Genomic DNA, 20,708 nt, shown 5'->3' with positions numbered 1-20,708 from the left:
GAGGGTACTATTTACTGATGAATTAGGCTCCCTGGCTATTAGCACCCGCGCCGAATAGTTTCTCACGGATTTTCTGGGTCCGCTGCTCCAGTTCCGGGTTTGGGGTATACTTGTATTTCGTCTGCACAGCGGCCGAATCCTTACCGGTTCCGTATACTTCAGGATCACCAGCACGATAATTACTCCGGAAATCGCCTGCCCGGTAATCGGCCTGACGGATCGTGTTATTTTTCTGATAGTCACAGGATGCCAGCGACAGCACGGTTGCTACCATTAATCCTGCACTGAATACGCGTTTCATAGCCACTTGATTACGAATTGATTCTGCAAACTTACGAAAGAGTCGTTAGTCGTAGGCTGTTCGTCGTTAGATTTTTACCAATTTTCTCTCAATTCCTTACTTCTTGAGCGTCTCGATCTCTTCCCAGACAAATTCCATCAACTCCCGAATGTGCTCACGAGAGAAATCGAAAGGTACATTAGCGGCTGCGTAGATCTCGCGAATGGGTGCTTTATAACCCAGGCTTAATGCATTTTTATAGCCCGCCAAACCCGCTTCTGGGTCGCGCCGGTAGTTCCGCCAGACACCAATGGCCCCCAACTGAGCGATACCATATTCGATGTAATAAAACGGGACTTCGTATAAATGCAGTTGGCGCTGCCATACATATTCTTTCAGCTTCTCAAGACCTGACCAATCAACAACATTATCGGCAAATTTTTCGTAAATCGTCAGCCAGTTTTCGCGCCGGTCCGCAGTAGTATGGGTTGGATTTTCGTAAATCCAGTGCTGAAATTTATCGATTGTCGCTACCCAGGGCAATGTCTCGATAATGGATTCGAGATGCTGGAGTTTAGCACGTCGCAATTCATCCGGATTCGTAAAGAACACGTCCCAATGATCCATTGACAGTAGTTCCATGCTCATAGATGCCAGTTCAGCTACTTCCATTGGCGGATTTCGGAAAGCTTTCAGCGGCAATTCACGGGTAAGAAATGAATGAACGGCGTGCCCTCCCTCGTGAACCATAGTAACCAGATCGCGTAGGCTCGATGTTGCGTTCATGAAAATAAACGGCACACCGATTTCTTCGAGGGGATAATTATAGCCGCCAGGCGCTTTTCCCTTCCTCGACTCCAGATCGAGGTGGCCCATTGCCCGCATAATACGCAAATCGTCGCCCAGCGACCGATCGAGCCGATCAAAACAGGTAATTGTTTTTTCGAGCAGCTCAGCACCCGTTTCAAATGGTTTTAGTGGTGCACGACCTTCTACATCTACTTTTGTATCCCACGGACGCAGTGGGTTAACCTGGAGCCGCTGTTTCCGTTCTTGAGCCAATCGATCCAAAAGTGGCACAACCGCATCAGCGACTGACTCATGAAAATTAAAGCAATCCTGGGGCGAATAGTCGAATCGGCCCAGGGCTGCAAACGAAAAGTCACGAAAATTGGCAAATCCGGCATTAACCGCTACCTGATGGCGTAGATCACGGAGCCGGTCGAAAAGCTGGTCAAGGGCATCATGATCCTGATAGCGTCGTTCCCAAATCGTACGCCAAGCATTCTCCCGAACGGCCCGATCAGTCACCTGAAGCAGATCACTGGCTTCCGGCAGCGTCATTTCACGTCCATCGATGACAACGGTCATAGCGCCGGCAATGGCGCCATATTTCCGCTCTTCGGTCTGAATCTCCGTTTGAAGCGGAATATTTTCATCCCGAAAGATTTCAATGGCTTTTTTCATGCCACGTACCATTACGGAATACCCGTCATCAGTCAGTTGGCTCAAATACGGACTGTTAATGGTTTTGATGTCAAGATCATTTCCATAGGCCGTCATAGGGGGCTGAATTTCAGCTATAAAGAAGTTGAGTCGGTTCACTAGTTCTTCATTAGCCGTATCGCAGGTCATCTGAATATAACGCCACGCAAAATTTTCGGACAAATACGATTCTAACTCACTCCGATCGAGCAGCCACTGCTTCAGATCGCCAGTATTTTCGATAGGCCGGTTCAGCAGTTCATCATAAAATGGCTTTACGTCGTCCCAGCTCTTCAGATCTGTTTTATCATTAAAGCGGTCTTCGCCCATGAAATTACGCGCTGGACGAGTTGGAATCGGCAAGGTTTCGTTTGGGGTCATACAGTAATTCGGCCAGAAGGCCGTTAGGGTCTATCGTTTACGTTTGGCAAAGCAAGGGACTTTCTTGTCCCATTACAAATTTAGGGCATTCGCTGCGAAGCGTGCCGCCGTTACTAATTCTGCTCCTGATAATGGTGGCTCGCGTCTGAGCGAATGCCCTAAAATTAAGCAATTGTAAAACTTTTTTGTTCATTTACTTGCAACTACGAAAAGCTTCGTATATGTTTGCTACGAAACTATTCGTAGACACTTTATGAAGCCAACTGATGCTGAACTGGAAATCCTGCATGTACTCTGGGCCAGTGGTCCGAGCACTGTTCGTCAGGTTCACGAGCATTTGAGTCAGAGCCGTGATATTGGCTATACAACCGCTCTCAAACTCATGCAGATTATGTATGAGAAAGGTTTATTAAGCCGCGAAGAAGAACCCGACCGCCGACCGAACCGATCACACACCTATTCGGCGGCAGTCAGTGAAGAAGATACACAGCGGGGGCTTGTCAATCGCTTTGTTGAAACTGCATTTCGCGGATCGGCCTCCAAACTCGTCATGCAGGTATTGGGCCAGCACAAGACATCGCGCGAGGAGCTGGATGAAATTAAAAAATTACTTAATGATTTGAATCGGGATTGATTGGATTTAACTGATTAACAAAGTTTTGTCATGAACAGCATCACTTATCATCTGTCGAGTCCAGTCATCTATGCGTTGGGCTGGACTCTATTCCACGCCCTCTGGCAGGGTTTCGCTCTGGTATTGTCTACAGCCCTACTATTGCATATGCTCCGTAGCCACACAAGTGTGGTCCGTTACCGGGTAGGCGTACTGGCACTGCTTGCTCAGGTAGTGGCCTCCGTTGGCACCTTTGGCTGGTACTATAAACCGATCATACCCAGCACGCCCACTCCTGACGCTACGTTGCCAATGCGATCATTTGCTATCCACTGGCAAACCGTATCGCAAACATTACCCTGGCATAAGCAGATTCAGTTCTTTCTTGATGCACACCTGAGTCAGTTTGTGTTGATTTATCTAATCGGCGTTGCCCTGTTTGGCCTACGTCTTACCGGCGGCTGGCTTTATTTGCAGCACCTCAGCCGAACCGCTACCCAACCCGTTTCAGATCGCTGGTGGGAGCTTGCCAATCGGCTTCGGTCAACGCTGCTTATCCGATCAATTGTGCACGTTCGTGAATCAGCCCGGATAGCTGTTCCTATGGTCGTTGGCACGATAAAACCCGTTTTGCTACTTCCTATCGGCCTGGCAACGAACCTGTCGATGCGTGAAATTGAAGCCGTGCTAGCTCATGAACTGGCGCATGTTAAACGGCATGATTATGCGGTAAATCTCCTACAGTCCGTTATGGAAGTACTTTATTTCTTCCATCCAGCCATCTGGTGGCTATCAGCGCGCGTACGGGAAGAACGGGAACACTGTTGCGATGATCTGGCGGTAGAGGCCTGTGGGGGCGATGGTCGCACGTTAGCACAGGCGCTGGCCCGCGTTGAAGAACTTCGGCTGTTACAATCGAGTATGACCCCTTCACTGGCAATGGCGTTGACCACAAAGCGTCAACTACTTCTTCACCGGGTTCGGCGCATGCTGGGTGTACCAACGCGCCCAGTTGTCTCAAACGGTAGTCTGGCGGGGTTAACGTTAGCCACACTTTTACTGGTCAGCGCATCGGTTTACGCCATCCAACAACAGCCTAAACCACGGCATAAGCAGCCACAGGCTACGCGTAAACATAAAATCGACGGCAATTCGGAGTACGGTATGGCCGATAGCAAGAAAGTCAGCTACGTAATCTGGAAAGGTCAGAAACTACCGGCAGCCCGCGTTGCCCGGCTGCAACGACAGCTCGATCAGGTTGAGACCGGCCAGCTTTCGCTCGACAATATTCCGCAGACAGATCGAGATATTCTGTTGACGATTATCGAGAAAAACAATGGGTTCGATTCGGGCATGCACGCGTTAAGCGAAGGCCTGGCTCATATCGATTATGATAACATTGCTGTTTCGACCGAGACTGGCATAGAGGCTTCACTAGCTACCCTCAATAAGATCAACTACGATAACATTACCAATCAGGCATTGGCTTCTTTATCGCAGTTGCAACCACTCTCCGATTCGCTCGATCGGCTGCGCACGTTGCACCAGGGCCAAATTGACAGCCTGAGTCGGCTCATGGCACTGCAAGCCAAACAAATGGAAGCCCTACACCGCCAAATGGAGAAGCTTCGGTTCCCGATTGAAGAGTTTGGGCGCAATCAGGAAACACTCGAATGGCGCAAACAACGACTCCTGGAAGAACGGCAGCGAATTCTTGACAAACGGCAGCACATCCTGAATTCATCCGATGATGGAAAGGTGAAAGGTGATCCGGCAGCTATTGAAAAGCAGCTTGAACAGCTCGAACCAGAAATAAAAAAACAGGAGCTTGGCATTGGCGAATTAGATAAACAGCTCGAAGAAGCCCGGGAAAAGCTGGAAACAACCCGGCAACCCATGGAAAAGCTGGAACGGGAAGCCGAACAGTTAGACCGACAAATGGAAAAGCTTTCCAGAGAAATGGGCAGATACAGTGAAGGTATGGCACGGATTTCCCTGGATGACATGGATCACAGCGGTTTTTCGTATAGTCGATCAACTGCCCCTACCCGGATGTTCCGGGCTCCGCGGGCACCAAGAGCAGTGCGTAGCCGTCTGGCAACACCCGCGGCTCCGGCTGCACCATCGGTCCGCGTATCGCCGGTGCCAGCACCCGCGATTGCACCCGTGCCCTCTATTGCCCCAGCACCGGCCCGGTCAGCTACTCCACGTGCTGTCCCTAAGGTTGCTCCGGCCCCGAAGCCCAATAAATAAAAATGAAGCCCGACTCAGCAAGAGTCGGGCTTCATTTTTACAGCACTTCTGGAGAAGATTACTCTATTTCAATCACGACATCTCTGCCAACGGGGTGAGCCACGCAGGTTAGTACATAGCCCGCTTTCAGTTCGGATTCCGACAGACCATCTTCTTCGTCTAATTTCACTTTACCCGAAATACAGCGGCCCATACAGGCCGTACACATACCCGCCTGACAGGAATAAGGCAGGTCAATATCCAGATCCAGAGCGGCTTCCAGAATGGTCTGATGCGGCCCTACGGCAAATTTATACTCGCTGCCCTCATACAGAACCGTAACTTCAGGCGCACCGTCATCACCAGCGGCCAACGGCTCTTCGACAACCTCGCCAGCCGCAACGGGTGTAGTCATATAACTTTCCTTATAGACACGATCGGTGGGGATGCCAACCAGCGATAAGGCAGAACGGGCTTCGGCCATCATGCCATCGGGGCCGCACAAATAAAAGCTCGCATTCTGACGATCGGCATACGGCAGCGAATCAATCAGTTTCGTAATCGTATGCTGATTCAAACGACCTTCAGGACCCGTCCAGCTATGGGTTGGCTGGCTTAGCACATGCGTCACCCGAAAGCGCGAGGAACCGTAAGCCTGTTCCATAGCGTCCAGATGTGCCTTGTAAATAATCGTTTCCTGACTACGGTTGCCATAGATGAGCCAAATGCGGCTATTCGGCTCAACGTGCAGTGCCGATTTAGCCATCGAAAACAGCGGTGTAATACCGCTTCCTGCTCCTATCAGAACCAGAGTCCGTCGATTTTTGGTGTCCAGTTTTGGCACAAAGGTGCCCATTGGTTCCAGCGTTTCGAGAATATCGCCCGCTTTGGCGTGGTCATACAAATAATTGGAGACCAACCCACCTGGCACCCGTTTCACCGACACCGCCAGCGATACATCGACATGAGGAGAAGATGCCATGGAGTAGGATCGTCTTACTTTCTGTCCATTTATGTTCAGCAGAAACGTCAAAAACTGACCCGGCTGATAGCGTACTTCTTCGTTAAGCGGATGCCAGAAGGTGATTGTTACAGCGTCCGGCGTTTCCCGAACAACCTCTTTTATTTTTAAAAAATACCGATTTGCCATTACTATTCAGGTTGTTGCCAGTTTATGATCTCCGGTTTTAGTTTACGGTTGTCCGGCCTACCACTACCAGAATGCCCAAAACTGTAAATCCAAAACTGTAAACCTATAAACCAATCACAAAGGTACATCACACAGCTTGCCTATGAAAATCAACCAACTTAGTGGCAGGTGCTTTTAGGATACGACCCATTGTTAAACCGGTTTGTTTGACGGCTTTCTGCAATTGTTCTGCAAAATAATGAGCAATTGATCCCACAAAGTGAACCGGCTGCAGATCGGCTTCAGGAAAACCAGTTACGTAGGTCGACAGGAATAAAGAGAAAGCATCTGTTACCAGCCGGTCGATATAGGCGTCTGCGATATGCTCGGACAGAAACGGAGTAAACGACGCGAAATAACGATTCGGAAATGGTTTTTGGTAAGCATTTTCCAGCAGCGTCGAGCGGTCGAGTGCATACCGTTTTTGAAAAGCAGCTTTCAAATGAACCGGTAGGCGCTCCTGAAAAAAATCCCGAACAATGGTTTTTCCCAAATACCCACCACTCCCTTCGTCGCCAAGCCAGAATCCCAGCGTTTGAATACTGCGCGAAATAGAGTGTCCATCATAGCAACAGGCATTTGATCCGGTTCCTAAAATACAAACGATTCCCGGCTCACGCCCGGCTGCTCCTCGTGCGGCACCCAACATATCACTATTTACCTCAACGACTGCCAGATCAGGAAGCACTGCCCGTAAGGCATCTGATATGATGTAATTTACGGCCGGGCCGCTGCACCCCGCACCATAGAAGAAGGCAGACGTTATGGTCGCATCATTCAGTTCAGGCAGCAACTGAACCTGTAGCGTACTAATAATCTGTTCTGTCGTTTGATAATAGGGATTAAAACCGTTCGTTTGAATAGCGCGGGTCACCCCATCAGCGCTAACAAGTCGCCAATCGGTTTTGGTAGATCCGCTATCAGCAATAAGAATATCGTTCATGACTTAGTAGTTACGATTTACGATCTTTAGTGAAGCCTTGCGGCCCAAAACCATAAACCTAATAGACCAGACGCCCGACGACTGGGAATTTAGCAAACACCCAGTCAGCATGTGGAGCATCGACAAGTTCGTCGGTCAGATCCTGACCAGCCCAATGTTCGTAATGTTTGCCGTTTCGCCAGAGTCGTGAGGTCGATACGTCGTAGATAATACCAGCATAGGCGCACCAGATCTCATCACGATCGGAACCATTACGAAGGGCCAGTTGGGCTCGGGTATAATTTCTTGGTAAAAGCGGGTCAATAGACATTCGTGATCCGTTCAGTCAAACCAGCAATTATTGAGGGCATGAAATTTGCGGGTGACAACAAAAATAGTGTAACTTTAGCCACTTCTGTTTATATGCAACAATTTACAATGAGAAAGACTACCCTTATCGCTTTTCTTTCCCTAACGGTGCTTGTCAGTCTGCTAACGGGTTGTGGTGGAACCAAAACTCCTCCCGTTTCTGAACGCATCGCTAAAGTGTGGACAGCCAATAAGATCGAATGGGACAATGTAACGGTTTATACGAAAGGGGCAACGAGCAATCCGCAGCCCGGTTACTCCAATTATCGGCTTGATTTAAGTGCACCGCCGACCGTCTCGAACACGGAGTTCGAAGGAAGCAAATTTACTGGACAATATTCTGTTCCTACAGAAACTAGCCTTGTACTATCGAATTTAACCCCTCCACCAACTGGTGATAACGGGACGATCGAATTTACCATCAACTCGATCAGCGACTCAGAATTAGTGATAACCCGGACGAAAACCAGTCAGAAGACAGGTAATAAAATAGTGAAATACACGCTCTCAAATCCGTAGGTTTCGCAATCTTTTTTTTATCTAAGCCGTTCCATAGGTCAAGTGGAACGGCTTTTTTCTATTATCCGTTAGCAGCCCCGGCAGCGGCCCGTACCAATAGCTGCCGGCGAAAGTTCTTTACGATCACTTGCTGGCTGTTAACTGCTTACAATTATGACTGATCTTAATACCATTGGCGAATTTGGCCTGATTGAACGTATCCGACAGGCAACGCCAGCTCCGAAACACGCTGATACCGTTCGTGGTATCGGCGACGATGCGGCTGTTTTTAACTGGGGAGATGATTATGGCCTCCTGGCTACCGATATGCTCGTTGAGGGCATTCATTTCGACCTCATGTATGTTCCATTAAAACACCTGGGCTATAAAGCCGTAGCCGTTAATGTGTCAGACATTGCAGCGATGAATGGCCTGCCACTTCAGCTTACCGTATCTATTGGGCTGAGCAGCCGGTTTCCGGTCGAAGCTGTCGATGAATTATACGAAGGCATTCGAATGGCTTGTGAGGCCTATAATGTCGATTTAGTGGGTGGCGACACAACAGCCTCGCGGTCGGGGCTGATTATTTCGATATCGGTGCTGGGCAAAGTCCCTAAAGACCTGATTACTTATCGGAATACCGCTCAGCCTAATGATGTAGTCTGCGTTACCGGCGATCTGGGAGCGGCTTACCTAGGCCTTCAATTACTGGAACGAGAGAAGCAGGTTTACCTGGCCGATCCGAACATGCAGCCCAATTTATCGGAAGAACGGTCGTATCTGATCCAGCGTCAGCTCCGACCCGATGCCCGCACCGACATTGTTCATGAACTTCGCGATCTGGGCATTCGCCCCACGGCGATGATTGATATTTCGGACGGATTGGCGTCTGAGTTGCTTCACATCTGCCGACAATCAGGTACAGGTGCTGTTATTTTTGACGAAAACATCCCGGTTGATGATCAGACGCACTTAGCCGCTGATGAATTTAAAATCAGCCCGATCACGGCTGCCCTGAATGGTGGAGAGGATTATGAATTACTCTTCACAGTACGCCCACAGGAGTTTGACAAATTGTCGACCAACGCCCGAATAACGGCTATCGGCTACCTAACGGCCAATCCGGATCAGGTTGTTTTGGCGACCAAAGCAGGCCAGCAGACACCCATTCGTGCACAAGGCTGGGAGAGTTTAGCGAAGTCATAAAACGTCAGGCGCACCGCCTGAGTGGTGCGCCTGATTCTTAGTATCAGGCTAGTATGGATCACTACAAAAGTTTAATTGAGTACAATATCCAGTCAAACCAACGTGTTTTAGCTCAATTACGGGATTTCCCTCAGCCTGATTTTGAGAAAGAACTGGGTGGCAGTTTTCCTTCGCTAAAGTTAACCATTCGGCATTTACTTGAATCAGACTGGCTTTGGCTCAAACGATGGCAAGGGGAGCCGTTGGCTATGCTTCCTGCTCATTGGATCACGAACTCCGTAGAAGAGATTCAGGCAATTTGGGAGCCAATTCAGGATGATATAGAGTCCTATTTTTCAATATGCCTGCCAGACCAACTGGAACGAAGCGTTCGGTTTACGACGAAAAAAGGCGATACCTACGCGCTCCTGCTGTGGCAAACAATTAATCATGTGGTTAACCACGGCACTTACCACCGGGGACAAATCACAAACATGGTCAGAATGTTGGGGTATCAGCCTGTAGTGACAGAACTGTTTCTCTTTTTCAACGAAAACAATCGAGTGGAGCAATCAAATACGCTCAGTTAGCAGACCGTAGAACGCCTGATTTATTATCAGTCGGCCAAATCAATCACAAAATGCAAAAGCGGGTCAAATTCGATTTTGAGTTATATTTCACCAATGGTGGCAGCCTAAAGGGAGAAGACTTTCGATTAGATCTTGAAGGCGAAGACATTTCAGAGCAGGCTTTAATTGACTATATCATTGCCGATCTCTGCCTATTGATGGTCGGCAAGGCCAAGATTCTCAACAAAGAAATCCTGACGGAAGCCCACAAAAGAGCCTCCATTCGTGAAGCGAAACAAAGCCGGTTGATCGATCTGAGCCACACCATCGAAGACGGGCTTGTCACCTACAAAGGTCTTCCGGCCCCCATTATCTGCGACTACCTGAGCCGTGAGACCTCCCGGCAGTTTTATGAAGCGGGTACCGAATTTCAGATTGGCAAGATTGAGATGGTTACCAATACCGGTACGTATATAGATTGTCCTTTTCATCGGTATGAACAGGGCAAAGACCTATCAGAAGTGGGGCTGGAAGCGTTTACGGATTTAGATGGCACCGTTATTCATGTTCCTTATACCGAAACGTTGGCCGTCACAGAGAGCCATTTACAAAACTATGAAATCAGAAATCGCGCCGTTCTGATACGTACCGGCTGGGATCAATTCTGGAATACCGAAACTTATTACGAAAACCACCCATTCCTGACGGCTGGGGCCGCTACATATCTGCGTGATTGTGGTGTAAAGCTGGTTGGTATTGACTCACACAATATTGACGATACACGTGGTAAAAGCCGTCCAGTACATACTACTTTACTGGGTGCCGACATTTTAATTGTCGAGCACCTCTGTAACTTATCGTTGCTGCCAACCGACGGCTTTACGTTTAGTGCTGCCCCGCCAAAATTTAAAGGCGTCGGTACATTTCCGGTGCGGGCTCTGGCTAAGCTTAACTGACGCGACCGATCGCTCGTATTATCGCCTGTATTCTTATGTTTTTGGCTAGGTTTACGTTCAATAGAAAAGTCCAGATCAACTTACGTCGCTTATGCGGTATTTATGTTTTGCGCTGATCAGTTTCCTGATTGGACAATCCCTCTTCGCTCAATCGCCAGAGTTCCGGGTCGAATCGATCAAGCCCTCCATTTACGTTCACACGTCCTACATGCTGTATAGTGGCCAGCCTTTTCCGTCAAATGGCTTGGTCATTGAAACGAAAAAAGGCGTTGTTCTGGTCGATACACCCTGGGATACGCTCCAGACACGCCAGCTTCTCGACTGGATCAGTACCAACCTGAAACGACCCGTCTTATTAGCTATCATTACTCATGCTCATGATGATCGGCTGGCCGGTACAGAACTGCTACGGCGGCAAGGTACCAGAGTGATTTGCACACCTTTAACGGCCAGACTGGCCAAAGCGAAAAACCATCCGGTCCCTGACGCCATTTTACCGAATGATACCACGCTGTACATAGGTGGCGTACGAATTGAAACCTACTTTCCGGGCCCCGGCCATTCTCCCGATAATATCGTCGTGTGGTTACCGAAACAGAAACTTCTCTTCGGGGGGTGTTTGGTTAAAAGCGTTGAAGCCAGTGGATTAGGCAATATTGCCGACGCCGATCTAAGCGAATGGCCTGCGACAATCCGTCGCGTACACGAACGCTTTCCCAAGATCGACCTACTCGTTCCGGGGCATCAAAGCTGGAAAACAAACGATACGTCGATCGCAATTCCATTCGGTCATCCGGCCTTGCAGCGTACAATAAATCTATTGGACCGTAAAGGCGGTTGATACAACTACCCTTTCACATATTGATAAATCAACTCCGAAACCGTTGCCAGGGTATCTTCGGCCGCCTGATCGTTTTTGAGATCTTTCGATAAAAGAACCAGGACATATTGGCGGCCATCGGGCAGGAAAACAATGCCCGAGTCGTGGGAAACGCCCTTGATGGAGCCAGTCTTGTGCGCAACCTTGACCTCTTTCGGTAGTTTGGCCGGGATTTTCGACGTAAAGCGCTGGTCGAGCAATATGTTAATCATTGCTTTTGACGCTTCCGGATTGACTGCCTGCCCGGTAGCAATTTTCTCAAAAATCACCATTAAATCGTAAGCAGTTGTTGTGTTGTTAAGCCCCTGCTCAAAGGCTTTCGAATCTTCAACACCGCGCCGGACCTGTATGTCTTTTGCCCCCAATTCACGCATCGTTTGCGTTACTTTTTGGGCATCTGCCTGTTCAATAACCAGGTTTGTCGCCAGGTTGCTGCTCAGAATAATCATGTCGTAAACCAGCGACACCAGCGTCCGTTTCGTTCCAACTTCCTTATAAATATTGGTATCACTATCCGTCTGCGCCTTCAGGCTATACGGACTCCCATCGACAATACTTTTAAACTCGGTTTTTATGGGGATAGAGTCAGATAACGACAGCCGTTTCTGGGCCACTTGCTTATACACCTCAATCATGACGGGTGTTTTCATGGTACTAGCGGCATGAAAGACATCATGTTCCCGAATGAACAGCTCTTGCCCCGTACCTAAGTCTTTAAAAGCAACGGCAAAGACACCACTCTGCTTCGCCAGCTCCTGATTGATTTGCTGCCGCAACTGATCGAGTTTTGTTGCTCTGGACTGGCAAACAGCAACTACTCCCAAGCCCGACAAACACAATAAAATAACCGTCAGCCCGATAGGCCGGTAAGGTAAAAGCGCCATATATACAATATGATTTATAGTCAGCCAATTTAGCCAAATATGGGGCATATCAAGCGAAAAACAGCGATTTTATCGTACTCGAAAAAACTTGAGGTAGCAGTCGCCGTCGCATTTTGGCCTCAATAGCAATGTATCCTGCTTGAACAGCACACCCTGGCGGAAGTACTGATTAGCCCGATTGGTATTGACATATAGCTTGACCCCTAATCCGTCCTGTTCCGTTGAATCAACACGATAGAGTTTTATAGGATTATAGTAACTCATTTCATCACCACTGGCCGTCAGTTTTCCATCAGGGGCAAAGGTGAGCGTTTGAGCGGGAACCGCTCCGTATCTCCGACGGGCAAAGAATAATGTATCGCGGGAGGTAAGTGTCGAATCGCGCACTACCTTCACTTCGCGTTTATCGACAATGATTACGCCGTAGGTATAATTTCTCGTATACAGTAGTGAATCCTTAGGAAACTGCCGCTCATAAAGCTGCCAGGTACCCGTAATACGCGGGTCACCCGCACCGGGCGAAAAGTCCTGATAGGGATCTTTACAGTCGGCCAGAAAACCGACTACCAGCAGGCAAACAGAGAAGGATAGGAAGATTTTTTTCACAAGTCAGTTGGCAGTTCGCAAAACTAACGAAAGCATTTTCCTCAGGATTGCTCTGACTACATTGTTTTTATCAGATTGACGGGTTTATCAGTCTGGTATTCATTACAAAAGCCTGGCAGAGGGCCATACATACCTCTCTGCCAGGCTCATATACTAAAACTATACAAAATGTGTGCCTCTTTCTTTAGCGTCGGCAACAAAGGCTTTAACTTTCTGCTCGTCTTCTTTCCGGCAGATCATCAGCACATTGTCATATTCGGCTACAATAAACCCATCCAGCCCATTGATAGCTACCAGCCGATCTTTAGGCGTTTTAATGATGCAGTTTTTGGTGTCGTACAGTAAAACATGGCCATCGATCACATTGAAGTCGTCGTTCTTGTCCGATACTTCATACAATGATTTCCAGGTACCCAGATCCGACCAGCCAAAGTCGCTCAGCACAACAAAAACGTTCTCCGCTTTTTCCATGATACCGTTATCAATGGAAATGCTCTTCGTCAATGAGTAGGCTTTGTCAATAAAAGCAGCCTCGCTTACTGTATAATAATCTTCTTTCCCTTCGTCAAAAATCTCGGCAACTTCGGGCAGATACTTTTTGAAGGCGCTGATTATTGACTGCACATTCCAGACGAAAATCCCGGCGTTCCAGACAAATTCGCCACTTTCAACAAATTGTTGCGCCAGTTCAAGATGCGGTTTCTCAGTAAACGTTTTTACCCGCAATGGATGTTGCTTTGTGTTTGCCTGATCCGGCTCCGGGATGTACTGAATATAACCATATCCAGTATCGGGGCGGCTCGGCTGGATGCCCAGCGTTACCAGAATATCCTGATTTTTTGTGGCTTCCAGAGCGGTAAGAATCGTGCGCTGAAACTCTTCCTCCTTCAGAATAATATGGTCGGCTGGAGCGACTATGATGTTCGCTTCCGGGTCGTGCTGGGCAATTTTATAACAGGCATAGGCAATACAGGGAGCCGTATTGCGCGCAATGGGTTCACACAGTACCTGGTCATCGGTAAGCTGCGGCAGTTGTTGCTGGCACAGATCCTTGTATAAAGAACTGGTAACGATGAAGATATTTTCGGGAGGGCAAACACCGTTGAAACGGTCGGCAGTTTGTTGAAGAAGTGTTCGGCCAGTGCCTAGAACATCATGAAATTGCTTTGGATAACTTGTCCGGCTAAAGGGCCAAAACCGCGTTCCGACGCCCCCTGCCATAATGATAACATACGTATGATTCATTGGTAATGCTCGTAAAAGAATAGGGACAATGTGGTAAAGTTGCTACTATCTTACCTAAAAACGCCATAATAGTTCAGGATTCTTAGGGAATGATAAACGTAATAGCCTAACCGACTAACAAAAATAATCGAACAAATAGCCAACTCCGCCATCTATTCGATTATTTATGTTACTCAAATGAAAAATACCTAAACTACCAATCCCCGCCGACGGCTCTTAGTAGAGCTACGGCATATTGCGTTTCCTGGCTTCTAAGCTGGACCAGTTGCTGCTCAGTCGTTAAAATTGTCCGTTGCGCATCCAGAACCTCCAGATAAGTTGCCAGTCCACGAACATATAATTCACGGTTGTATTGTTCTGTTCGGCGGGCCAGGGTTAGTGTTTGCCCCTGCAAATCTATTTGCTGACGTAACAGGGTTAAATTATCTAGAGCCGTTTCGGCATCACGTTGCGCAAGTTGCAACGCCTGAAAATAGGTCTGCTGGCTGGTCTGCGTGAGCTGTTTGGAAAGCAGGATGTTCTGACGCGCCCGATGGCCTTCGTACAACGGGACCGATGCATTAATACCAACAATGTACGTTGCACTGCTGGGTGTAAACCACGGCCCAAGTCGGCCCGACAACACCCCGCCTGATCCAACCAGGGTTACTCTTGGCAATGTACTGGCCTGTTGAAGGGTAACCTGAGCAGCGGCAATCTGATTCTGACGTGTAAACTGCAACAGGTCCGGACGGCGCTGTAATTGATCAACCTGAACAGCCGCATATGGATAGGTCGGCACCGTTGCTGGCAACGTTCCGGCCGGAACAGAAAACTGCGAAGGGTCCTGAGCACACAATTGGGCAAGACCATTGACCAGCTCAGTACGTGCTCGCTCAAGCCCTTTAAGCGTCACTTGCAGGGTCGCATAATCTGTTTCGGCCCGTTGCACATCGATCTGATTGATCAGCCCAACCCGAAACCGTTCACGAATAATGGACAGTGTTGTATCACGAGACTGAATATTCCGGCGGAAAACGGCCTGTTCAGCATCGTTTCCCCGAATAAGCATGTAGGTACGGGCAATATCGGAAGCCAGCGTGAGCCGGAACGACTGAAAATCGGCATCGCTGGCCTGCGCCTGCAAATCAGCGACGGCAATGCTGCTTCGGATCCTTTTAAATAAATCCAGTTCATAGCTGGCATCGATCGGTAGCAGCTGAAGCGTATTCAACTGAAAACGAGGAAGCTGATCTGGTGCCGCCGTTGCAACCGAAAGAGGGCGGTGTTCAGATAGGCTCTGTGTTGTAGCGAGCAATGAACTCCGTAGAGACGGCGACAAAAATGATTGCGCCACTTTAACCCGAATCCGCGACTCTTCCAAACGACTTAAAGCCGCCTTTAAATTCGGACTATTATCCAAACCCAGTTGAATAAGCGACTCAAGCATAGGATCGCCAAACCGCTTGAAGCCACTGATTGTCAAGGCGGGCACCGGCGCATTAGGATCTGGTGTCTCAATGGAAGACATGGCAGGAGCAACCGTACCCGTCGACCCCGTTGGAGACGAACCCGGTTGCACGGTTACCGACCCTCCCGGCGCATTAAGAGGTGTTGTTTGAGCCTTTGCTGTATAACAATAAATCGGAGCGACAACGGCAACAAATCGGAGTACCGACCGCAAAAAACTATACATTATACTTTTATTCATCGTTGGGCTACAGTTTTTTCAGCAACTGGTTTGCGAAAGCGGACCTTCTGGCCATCGCGGAGCCGATCATTAGGATTGGTTACGACACGTTCCTGACCCGTCAGACCACTCGATGCTTCGAGCGTTGTTCCATAATCACGACCAAGTGTAATCGGCACAAATCGTACGCGCTGATCCGACTCGACAACCACAACCCGTGGGCCATCCGAGGTCATCTGCAACGCATTCGCCGGAATCAGAACGGGCGAGTTGGCTGCAATCATATCAAATCGTACCTGACTGTATAAACCCGATGGTAATTCCTGCTTTGGATTCGGAATCGCGACTTCAGCCAGCAAAGTTCGCGAATCGCTGCGCAACGTACCCGATGTTCGGACAACTTTTCCCAGAAATGTTCGATTTTTCAACTCTGGTATGACAACCGTTGCTGGCATGCCCACCTTCACAGACTGATAATAGGTTTGTGGCACATCGACGAAAACCCGCAACGTACCTAATTCGGAGATTGTAAAAAGCGGTTGTCCTGATCCCGGCGACACCAGTGTTCCGTTTTCAGCCGTCCGAGCCGTAATGACACCACTAAAGGGAGCACGCACCTGCTGTAAATCTTTCAGGGCCTGCAAGCGACCCAGGGTTGCCTGTGCTACAGCAACCGCCGACTGACGGGTATCGACATCCTGCTTCGCAACGGCGCCCGGCAACTGAACGCTCTGTAAGCGTTCCAGATTCGTTTGTGCCAGTTGCTGGTCGGCTTTGGCCCGGACAATATCCTGATCAAGTTCAGGCGCATCGATCGTTGCCAGAACCTGGCCTTGCTTTACCTGCGCACCGATATCGACATACCAGCGACGCAAAAAACCCTGGGTTCGGGCATAAAGGGGTGTCTGACGATAGGGCTGAATCTGGCCGGGCAACGTCAAACCGGTCGTGTCAGACGAGTGTTTGAGCGACACAACGTTCACAATCGGTTCGCGATTTCGTTCTTCAGTGGCCGCAGCTTTCAGCTCCTGGCTGTTCTTTATGCGCGGCAGTACACCCGCAAACACAAACAGCGCGATCAATAGCAACAGGGGAATGATAACTCGTAACGCTTTCATACAGGTTGATTGATAGGCAATTGGTTCAAACGTTCTACGGTCAAAACGGCATCTTTGTTAAGTGGGCCATAGAGATGCGGAAAACGTTCGTTGTTAGTCGAAACCTCATATTTTAACTCATGGAGCAACTGGGCCGGATCGACATGGAGCAGTAATAAATCAGGTACGTTCTGATAATACCGCTCCATCACACCTGGCACCTGCTCTTTCGTAGACAGATGAATGAAGCCTTCAGTCCGTAAACTGTCGGCTTCATAGGTCAATTCTGTTTCGTAGTTCGTCCAGACCGACGCTGGAACGATATGATAAATCAAGTCCATTGTTACGCTTCAGCAGGTTGGGACTTTGTTGTTTTACGAGCCAGATAGCTAAACACAACCGGTACAAACAACAAGGTCGTGAAGGTTGCCAGAATCAATCCGCCAATAACCGCCCGGCCAAGTGGAGCGTTTTGCTCACCCCCTTCACCCAGACCAAGTGACATGGGTAACATCCCGATTATCATGGCAATAGCCGTCATCAAAATCGGACGAAGCCGCGTCCGCCCTGCTTCAAGAGCCGCTTCATAGGCATTTCCAGCAACTTCTGGCAAATGATCTTTAGCAAAGCTAACCAGCAAAATACTGTTGGCCGTTGCGACTCCCACACTCATAATGGCCCCCATCAACGACGGGATACTGAAGGTTGTTCCGGTCAGGAAAAGCATCCAGACCATGCCGCACAAAGCACCTGGCAAAGCGGTAATGATAATGAATGGATACCGGAACGACTGGAAATTGACAACCATGAGCAGGTATACAAACAAAGCCGCGAAGACGATACCTAATCCAAGGCGGCTGAAGGCGCTTTCCATACTTTCAACCTGTCCCCGGAGCGTAATCACATTACCTGGCTTGAGCTGGGTTTTATATTCTGCTGTGAGTGCTTCCAACGCTTTCGCCACCGACCCCAAATCCGTTTTTTCAACAGATGCATAGACATCATAACTCGGTTGGGTGTTCACGCGGTTGATAATGACGGGTGCCATTGTCCGCTTCACCGATGTAACGTTACTGAGTAGCTGGGGCGTTACCTGACCTGGTACAATTGGCGTCCGCAGCAATTTTTCGTACGAATCGAGCTTATAAGGGGGCGTCTGTACAGCAATCAGATACGGGAATCCCGTATTCGGATCAGGCCAGAAGTTGGGGCGCGTCTGACCCGTACCGCTGAGCGAGATGTTCAGGTTCGATGCTATCCGTTGTTCCGTCAGGCCAAACTGTCCGGCCCGTTCGCGGTCAACATCCAGAAATAGTTCGGGCGCATCCAGCACCTGATGCAAATGCACGTCGACTGCGCCAGGAATCTGGGCAATTTTATCCCGCATTTCGCGGGCTACTTTAAGATTATTGGCCCGGTCGAAGCCCGAAACCTGCACATCGATAGCCGACGTCAAGCCGAAATTCAGGATCTGGCTAACAATATCGGCTGGCAGGAAGAAATAGGTAACATCAGGCATCTCCTCCCGCAACCGCGCCCGCAACTCCCGCACATAGTCATCGGTTGGGTGCGATCGTTCTTCGTTGAGCGAAATGAGCAGTTCTGCATCCGATGACCCTACCGACGAATTATCCGTGAAGATAAAGTTATAGCGTTCTGAGGTCAGACCAATGTTACTGATGATCGACCCAACTTCATCTTCCGGAATAACCTCCCGAACAATTTCGGCCGTTTGTGCAGCGACCTGTTCAGCCGTTTCGAGTCGTGTACCGGCTGGTGCCCGCAAATGCAGTTTTATCTGCCCGGCATCGACTCTTGGGAAGAAATCACGGCCAACAAATGGTACTAAAACAACCGTGAACGCTACAATAGCGACAAACAAGGCCAATACTGCCCGACGGTGATTGAGCACCCATTCCAGCGCACTCATATAACGGGTCTGAAAGCGGTCAAATCCGGCATTGAATCCTTTATACAGTTGGCCAAAGAACGATGTCCGTTGCGTGGTTGCGTGTTCCGAGCCGCCAGCTCCATGCGATTCTCCGCGTAACATCAGGTCAGCCAGCGCCGGAACCAGTGTCCGCGAAAGCAGGTACGATGCCAGCATGGCGAATACGACGGCTTCGGCCAGCGGCCCAAACAGGAATCGGGCCGGGCCTTCCAGAAAGAGTACCGACGTAAATACAATACAGATCGTTAGGGTAGAAACAAGGGTCGGCGTAGCAATCTGCTGGGCACCTTCCAGAATAGCCTGCCGCAAGGGCATACCTAATTCCTCATTCCGGTGAATGTTCTCAATCGTTACGGTCGCATCATCGACCAGAATACCGATTGCAAGCGCCAGGCCGCCCAGCGTCTGGATATTCAGGGTTTCGCCCAGTAAATAGAGTGTAATCAGTGACGCCAGAATTGACAACGGAATGGAGATTGCAACAATCAGCGTACTGCGCCAGCTTCCCAAAAACAAGAGAATCATAGCTGCCGTAAGCAGAGCCGCGATCAAGCCTTCAACCAACACGCCTTTGATCGATGCACGCACGAATACCGACTGATCGAACAGTTCCTGAATCCGGAGGTTCGACGGGGCTGCTGCACGAACCGTAGGGAGAATCTGGTTACGAATCTTATCGACGATCTCTGTGGTTGATGCGTTACCTGTCTTAACAATACTCATCAACACCCCTTTGCTGCCGTCCTGCTTGACGATATTCGCCTGCACAGCGGCTCCATCGTGCACATTGGCCACATCGCGCATGTGAACGGTCGAACCACCAACGATCTTGATGGGTACGTCGTTTAAGGTTGTAATAACGTCCGGCTTTGAATTCAGGCGAACGTTGTATTCGCGCTCGCCGAGCCGGAGCGAACCACCCGGCAGTGTCAGGTTCTGATTGGCAACGGCGCTCAGGACTTCTTCGGGCGTTACGTTATACGCAACCAGCTGATCGGGCTCCAGATCGACCATAATCTGGCGGGTTTTACCGCCGAATGCCTGCGATAAGCGGCTGCCCGGAACGGTCGAAATCTGAGGACGAACGCGAGTCTGAGCATAGTCCGTTATCTGGGGTTCGGTCAAACTGTCCGACGATAATCCTAATTGCAGTACTGGTACATCAGTGGCGTTATAGCGCACGATGAGGGGCGGCTGCGTGCCGGGCGGCATCCGAACCAGAATGGTCTGCGATATGGCCGTTACCTGCGCAATGGCCTCCTCAATCTTTACCGTTGGCTGAAAATAGATTTTCAGCACAGCCGTCCCATTATAAGTCTGCGATTCGAGCCGCTGAATATCACTAACGTTGTTGATGATGGAAGTCTCGGAGAAGTTGGTGATCATCTTCTCCATTTCATTGGTCGACAGTCCCGTATATCCCCATAATACGGATACGACCGGAATGTTGATCTTGGGAAAAATATCGGTTGGCATTTGCGTAACCGATAGCCCGCCCATGATCATAATCAACAGCGCCATCACGGCGATGGTGTATTTTTTTTCAAGTGCTAAGCGAACAATCCACATGATAAAGCAGGCAAGTAATTTGTACTCACAGAATTAAGTTTTAACTCTATCTAGTAATGGGTCAAAATTAGATGCTTGCCTATCGCCAAAACAGGTAGGTTTGGTAGATTCACTGGTAAAAAATGCAG

19 protein-coding genes are annotated in these 20,708 nt (G+C 49.2%); 7 read left to right on the top strand and 12 right to left on the bottom strand.

The features are described from left to right. Positions 1 to 22: 22 nt before the first annotated feature. Positions 23 to 301, bottom strand: a complete 279-nt coding sequence (locus tag G8759_RS02990; protein ID WP_162385909.1) for a hypothetical protein — start codon at positions 299 to 301, stop codon at positions 23 to 25. A gap of 96 nt (positions 302 to 397) precedes the next feature. Then, entirely contained in the window at positions 398 to 2,146 is a 1,749-nt protein-coding gene (locus G8759_RS02985; RefSeq protein WP_167205078.1) for a M3 family oligoendopeptidase, read from the bottom strand. Between the two features lie 253 nt (positions 2,147 to 2,399). On the opposite strand from G8759_RS02985, the gene G8759_RS02980 reads away from it, so the two are divergent. Beyond that, on the top strand, positions 2,400 to 2,780 hold the full coding sequence (locus G8759_RS02980) for a BlaI/MecI/CopY family transcriptional regulator (protein ID WP_162385911.1): 381 nt from the start codon (positions 2,400 to 2,402) through the stop codon (positions 2,778 to 2,780). 30 nt (positions 2,781 to 2,810) lie between these two features. Then, on the top strand, positions 2,811 to 5,012 hold the full coding sequence (locus tag G8759_RS02975; protein WP_167205076.1) for a M56 family metallopeptidase: 2,202 nt from the start codon (positions 2,811 to 2,813) through the stop codon (positions 5,010 to 5,012). Positions 5,013 to 5,070: 58 nt separating this feature from the next. Here the strand turns inward: G8759_RS02975 and G8759_RS02970 are convergent, their stop codons facing one another. The 3 genes from G8759_RS02970 to G8759_RS02960 form a co-directional block, all read right to left on the bottom strand. Next, positions 5,071 to 6,141 carry a ferredoxin--NADP reductase gene (locus G8759_RS02970; protein WP_167205073.1) on the bottom strand — a complete coding sequence of 357 codons (1,071 nt, stop codon included), beginning with the start codon at positions 6,139 to 6,141 and terminating at the stop codon, positions 5,071 to 5,073. 127 nt (positions 6,142 to 6,268) lie between these two features. Then, entirely contained in the window at positions 6,269 to 7,123 is an 855-nt protein-coding gene (locus G8759_RS02965; protein ID WP_167205071.1) for a BadF/BadG/BcrA/BcrD ATPase family protein, read from the bottom strand. A gap of 58 nt (positions 7,124 to 7,181) precedes the next feature. Then, positions 7,182 to 7,433: a cytochrome b5 domain-containing protein gene (locus G8759_RS02960; RefSeq protein ID WP_167205069.1), complete on the bottom strand. Its 252-nt coding sequence runs from the start codon at positions 7,431 to 7,433 to the stop codon at positions 7,182 to 7,184. A gap of 107 nt (positions 7,434 to 7,540) precedes the next feature. Here G8759_RS02960 and G8759_RS02955 point away from each other — a divergent pair, with 107 nt between their 5' ends. From G8759_RS02955 to bla, 5 genes are all read left to right on the top strand, one after another. Beyond that, on the top strand, positions 7,541 to 7,990 hold the full coding sequence (locus G8759_RS02955; RefSeq protein WP_162385916.1) for a hypothetical protein: 450 nt from the start codon (positions 7,541 to 7,543) through the stop codon (positions 7,988 to 7,990). 153 nt (positions 7,991 to 8,143) lie between these two features. Further along, a complete protein-coding gene (gene thiL / locus G8759_RS02950) occupies positions 8,144 to 9,175 on the top strand; it encodes a thiamine-phosphate kinase (protein ID WP_167205066.1) in 1,032 nt (343 codons plus the stop codon). Between the two features lie 53 nt (positions 9,176 to 9,228). After that, positions 9,229 to 9,744 (top strand): DinB family protein, encoded by a 516-nt coding sequence (locus G8759_RS02945; protein ID WP_167205064.1) that lies wholly within the window; start codon positions 9,229 to 9,231, stop codon positions 9,742 to 9,744. A gap of 50 nt (positions 9,745 to 9,794) precedes the next feature. Then, the gene (locus G8759_RS02940; RefSeq protein ID WP_167205062.1) at positions 9,795 to 10,679 is read left to right on the top strand and encodes a cyclase family protein; all 885 of its coding nucleotides are present in this window, start codon (positions 9,795 to 9,797) and stop codon (positions 10,677 to 10,679) included. 91 nt (positions 10,680 to 10,770) lie between these two features. Further along, positions 10,771 to 11,520 carry a subclass B1 metallo-beta-lactamase gene (bla, locus tag G8759_RS02935; RefSeq protein WP_167205060.1) on the top strand — a complete coding sequence of 250 codons (750 nt, stop codon included), beginning with the start codon at positions 10,771 to 10,773 and terminating at the stop codon, positions 11,518 to 11,520. Positions 11,521 to 11,525: 5 nt separating this feature from the next. Here bla and G8759_RS02930 read toward each other — a convergent pair whose 3' ends face one another. The 7 genes from G8759_RS02930 to G8759_RS02900 all read right to left on the bottom strand — a co-directional run bounded on the left by G8759_RS02930 (position 11,526) and on the right by G8759_RS02900 (position 20,580). Beyond that, positions 11,526 to 12,443 carry a serine hydrolase gene (locus G8759_RS02930; protein ID WP_167205058.1) on the bottom strand — a complete coding sequence of 306 codons (918 nt, stop codon included), beginning with the start codon at positions 12,441 to 12,443 and terminating at the stop codon, positions 11,526 to 11,528. Positions 12,444 to 12,512: 69 nt separating this feature from the next. Beyond that, entirely contained in the window at positions 12,513 to 13,049 is a 537-nt protein-coding gene (locus G8759_RS02925) for a hypothetical protein (protein WP_167205056.1), read from the bottom strand. Between the two features lie 159 nt (positions 13,050 to 13,208). Beyond that, entirely contained in the window at positions 13,209 to 14,294 is a 1,086-nt protein-coding gene (locus G8759_RS02920; protein WP_167205054.1) for a mannose-1-phosphate guanylyltransferase, read from the bottom strand. Between the two features lie 193 nt (positions 14,295 to 14,487). Further along, entirely contained in the window at positions 14,488 to 15,984 is a 1,497-nt protein-coding gene (locus G8759_RS02915; protein ID WP_232074109.1) for a TolC family protein, read from the bottom strand. Then, on the bottom strand, positions 15,981 to 17,081 hold the full coding sequence (locus G8759_RS02910; protein ID WP_167205052.1) for an efflux RND transporter periplasmic adaptor subunit: 1,101 nt from the start codon (positions 17,079 to 17,081) through the stop codon (positions 15,981 to 15,983). Before G8759_RS02910 ends, G8759_RS02915 begins: the two co-directional genes overlap by 4 nt. Beyond that, the gene (locus G8759_RS02905; protein ID WP_167205050.1) at positions 17,078 to 17,401 is read right to left on the bottom strand and encodes a DUF952 domain-containing protein; all 324 of its coding nucleotides are present in this window, start codon (positions 17,399 to 17,401) and stop codon (positions 17,078 to 17,080) included. Before G8759_RS02905 ends, G8759_RS02910 begins: the two co-directional genes overlap by 4 nt. Before the next feature lie 2 nt (positions 17,402 to 17,403). Further along, positions 17,404 to 20,580 (bottom strand): efflux RND transporter permease subunit, encoded by a 3,177-nt coding sequence (locus tag G8759_RS02900; protein WP_167205048.1) that lies wholly within the window; start codon positions 20,578 to 20,580, stop codon positions 17,404 to 17,406. Positions 20,581 to 20,708: the final 128 nt, after the last annotated feature.

The organism is Spirosoma aureum (assembly GCF_011604685.1).
Taxonomy (GTDB): Bacteria; Bacteroidota; Bacteroidia; order Cytophagales; family Spirosomataceae; genus Spirosoma; species Spirosoma aureum.
The sequence above is the reverse complement of the archived record's forward strand: the minus strand, read 5'-3'. Positions and strand labels throughout refer to the sequence as shown.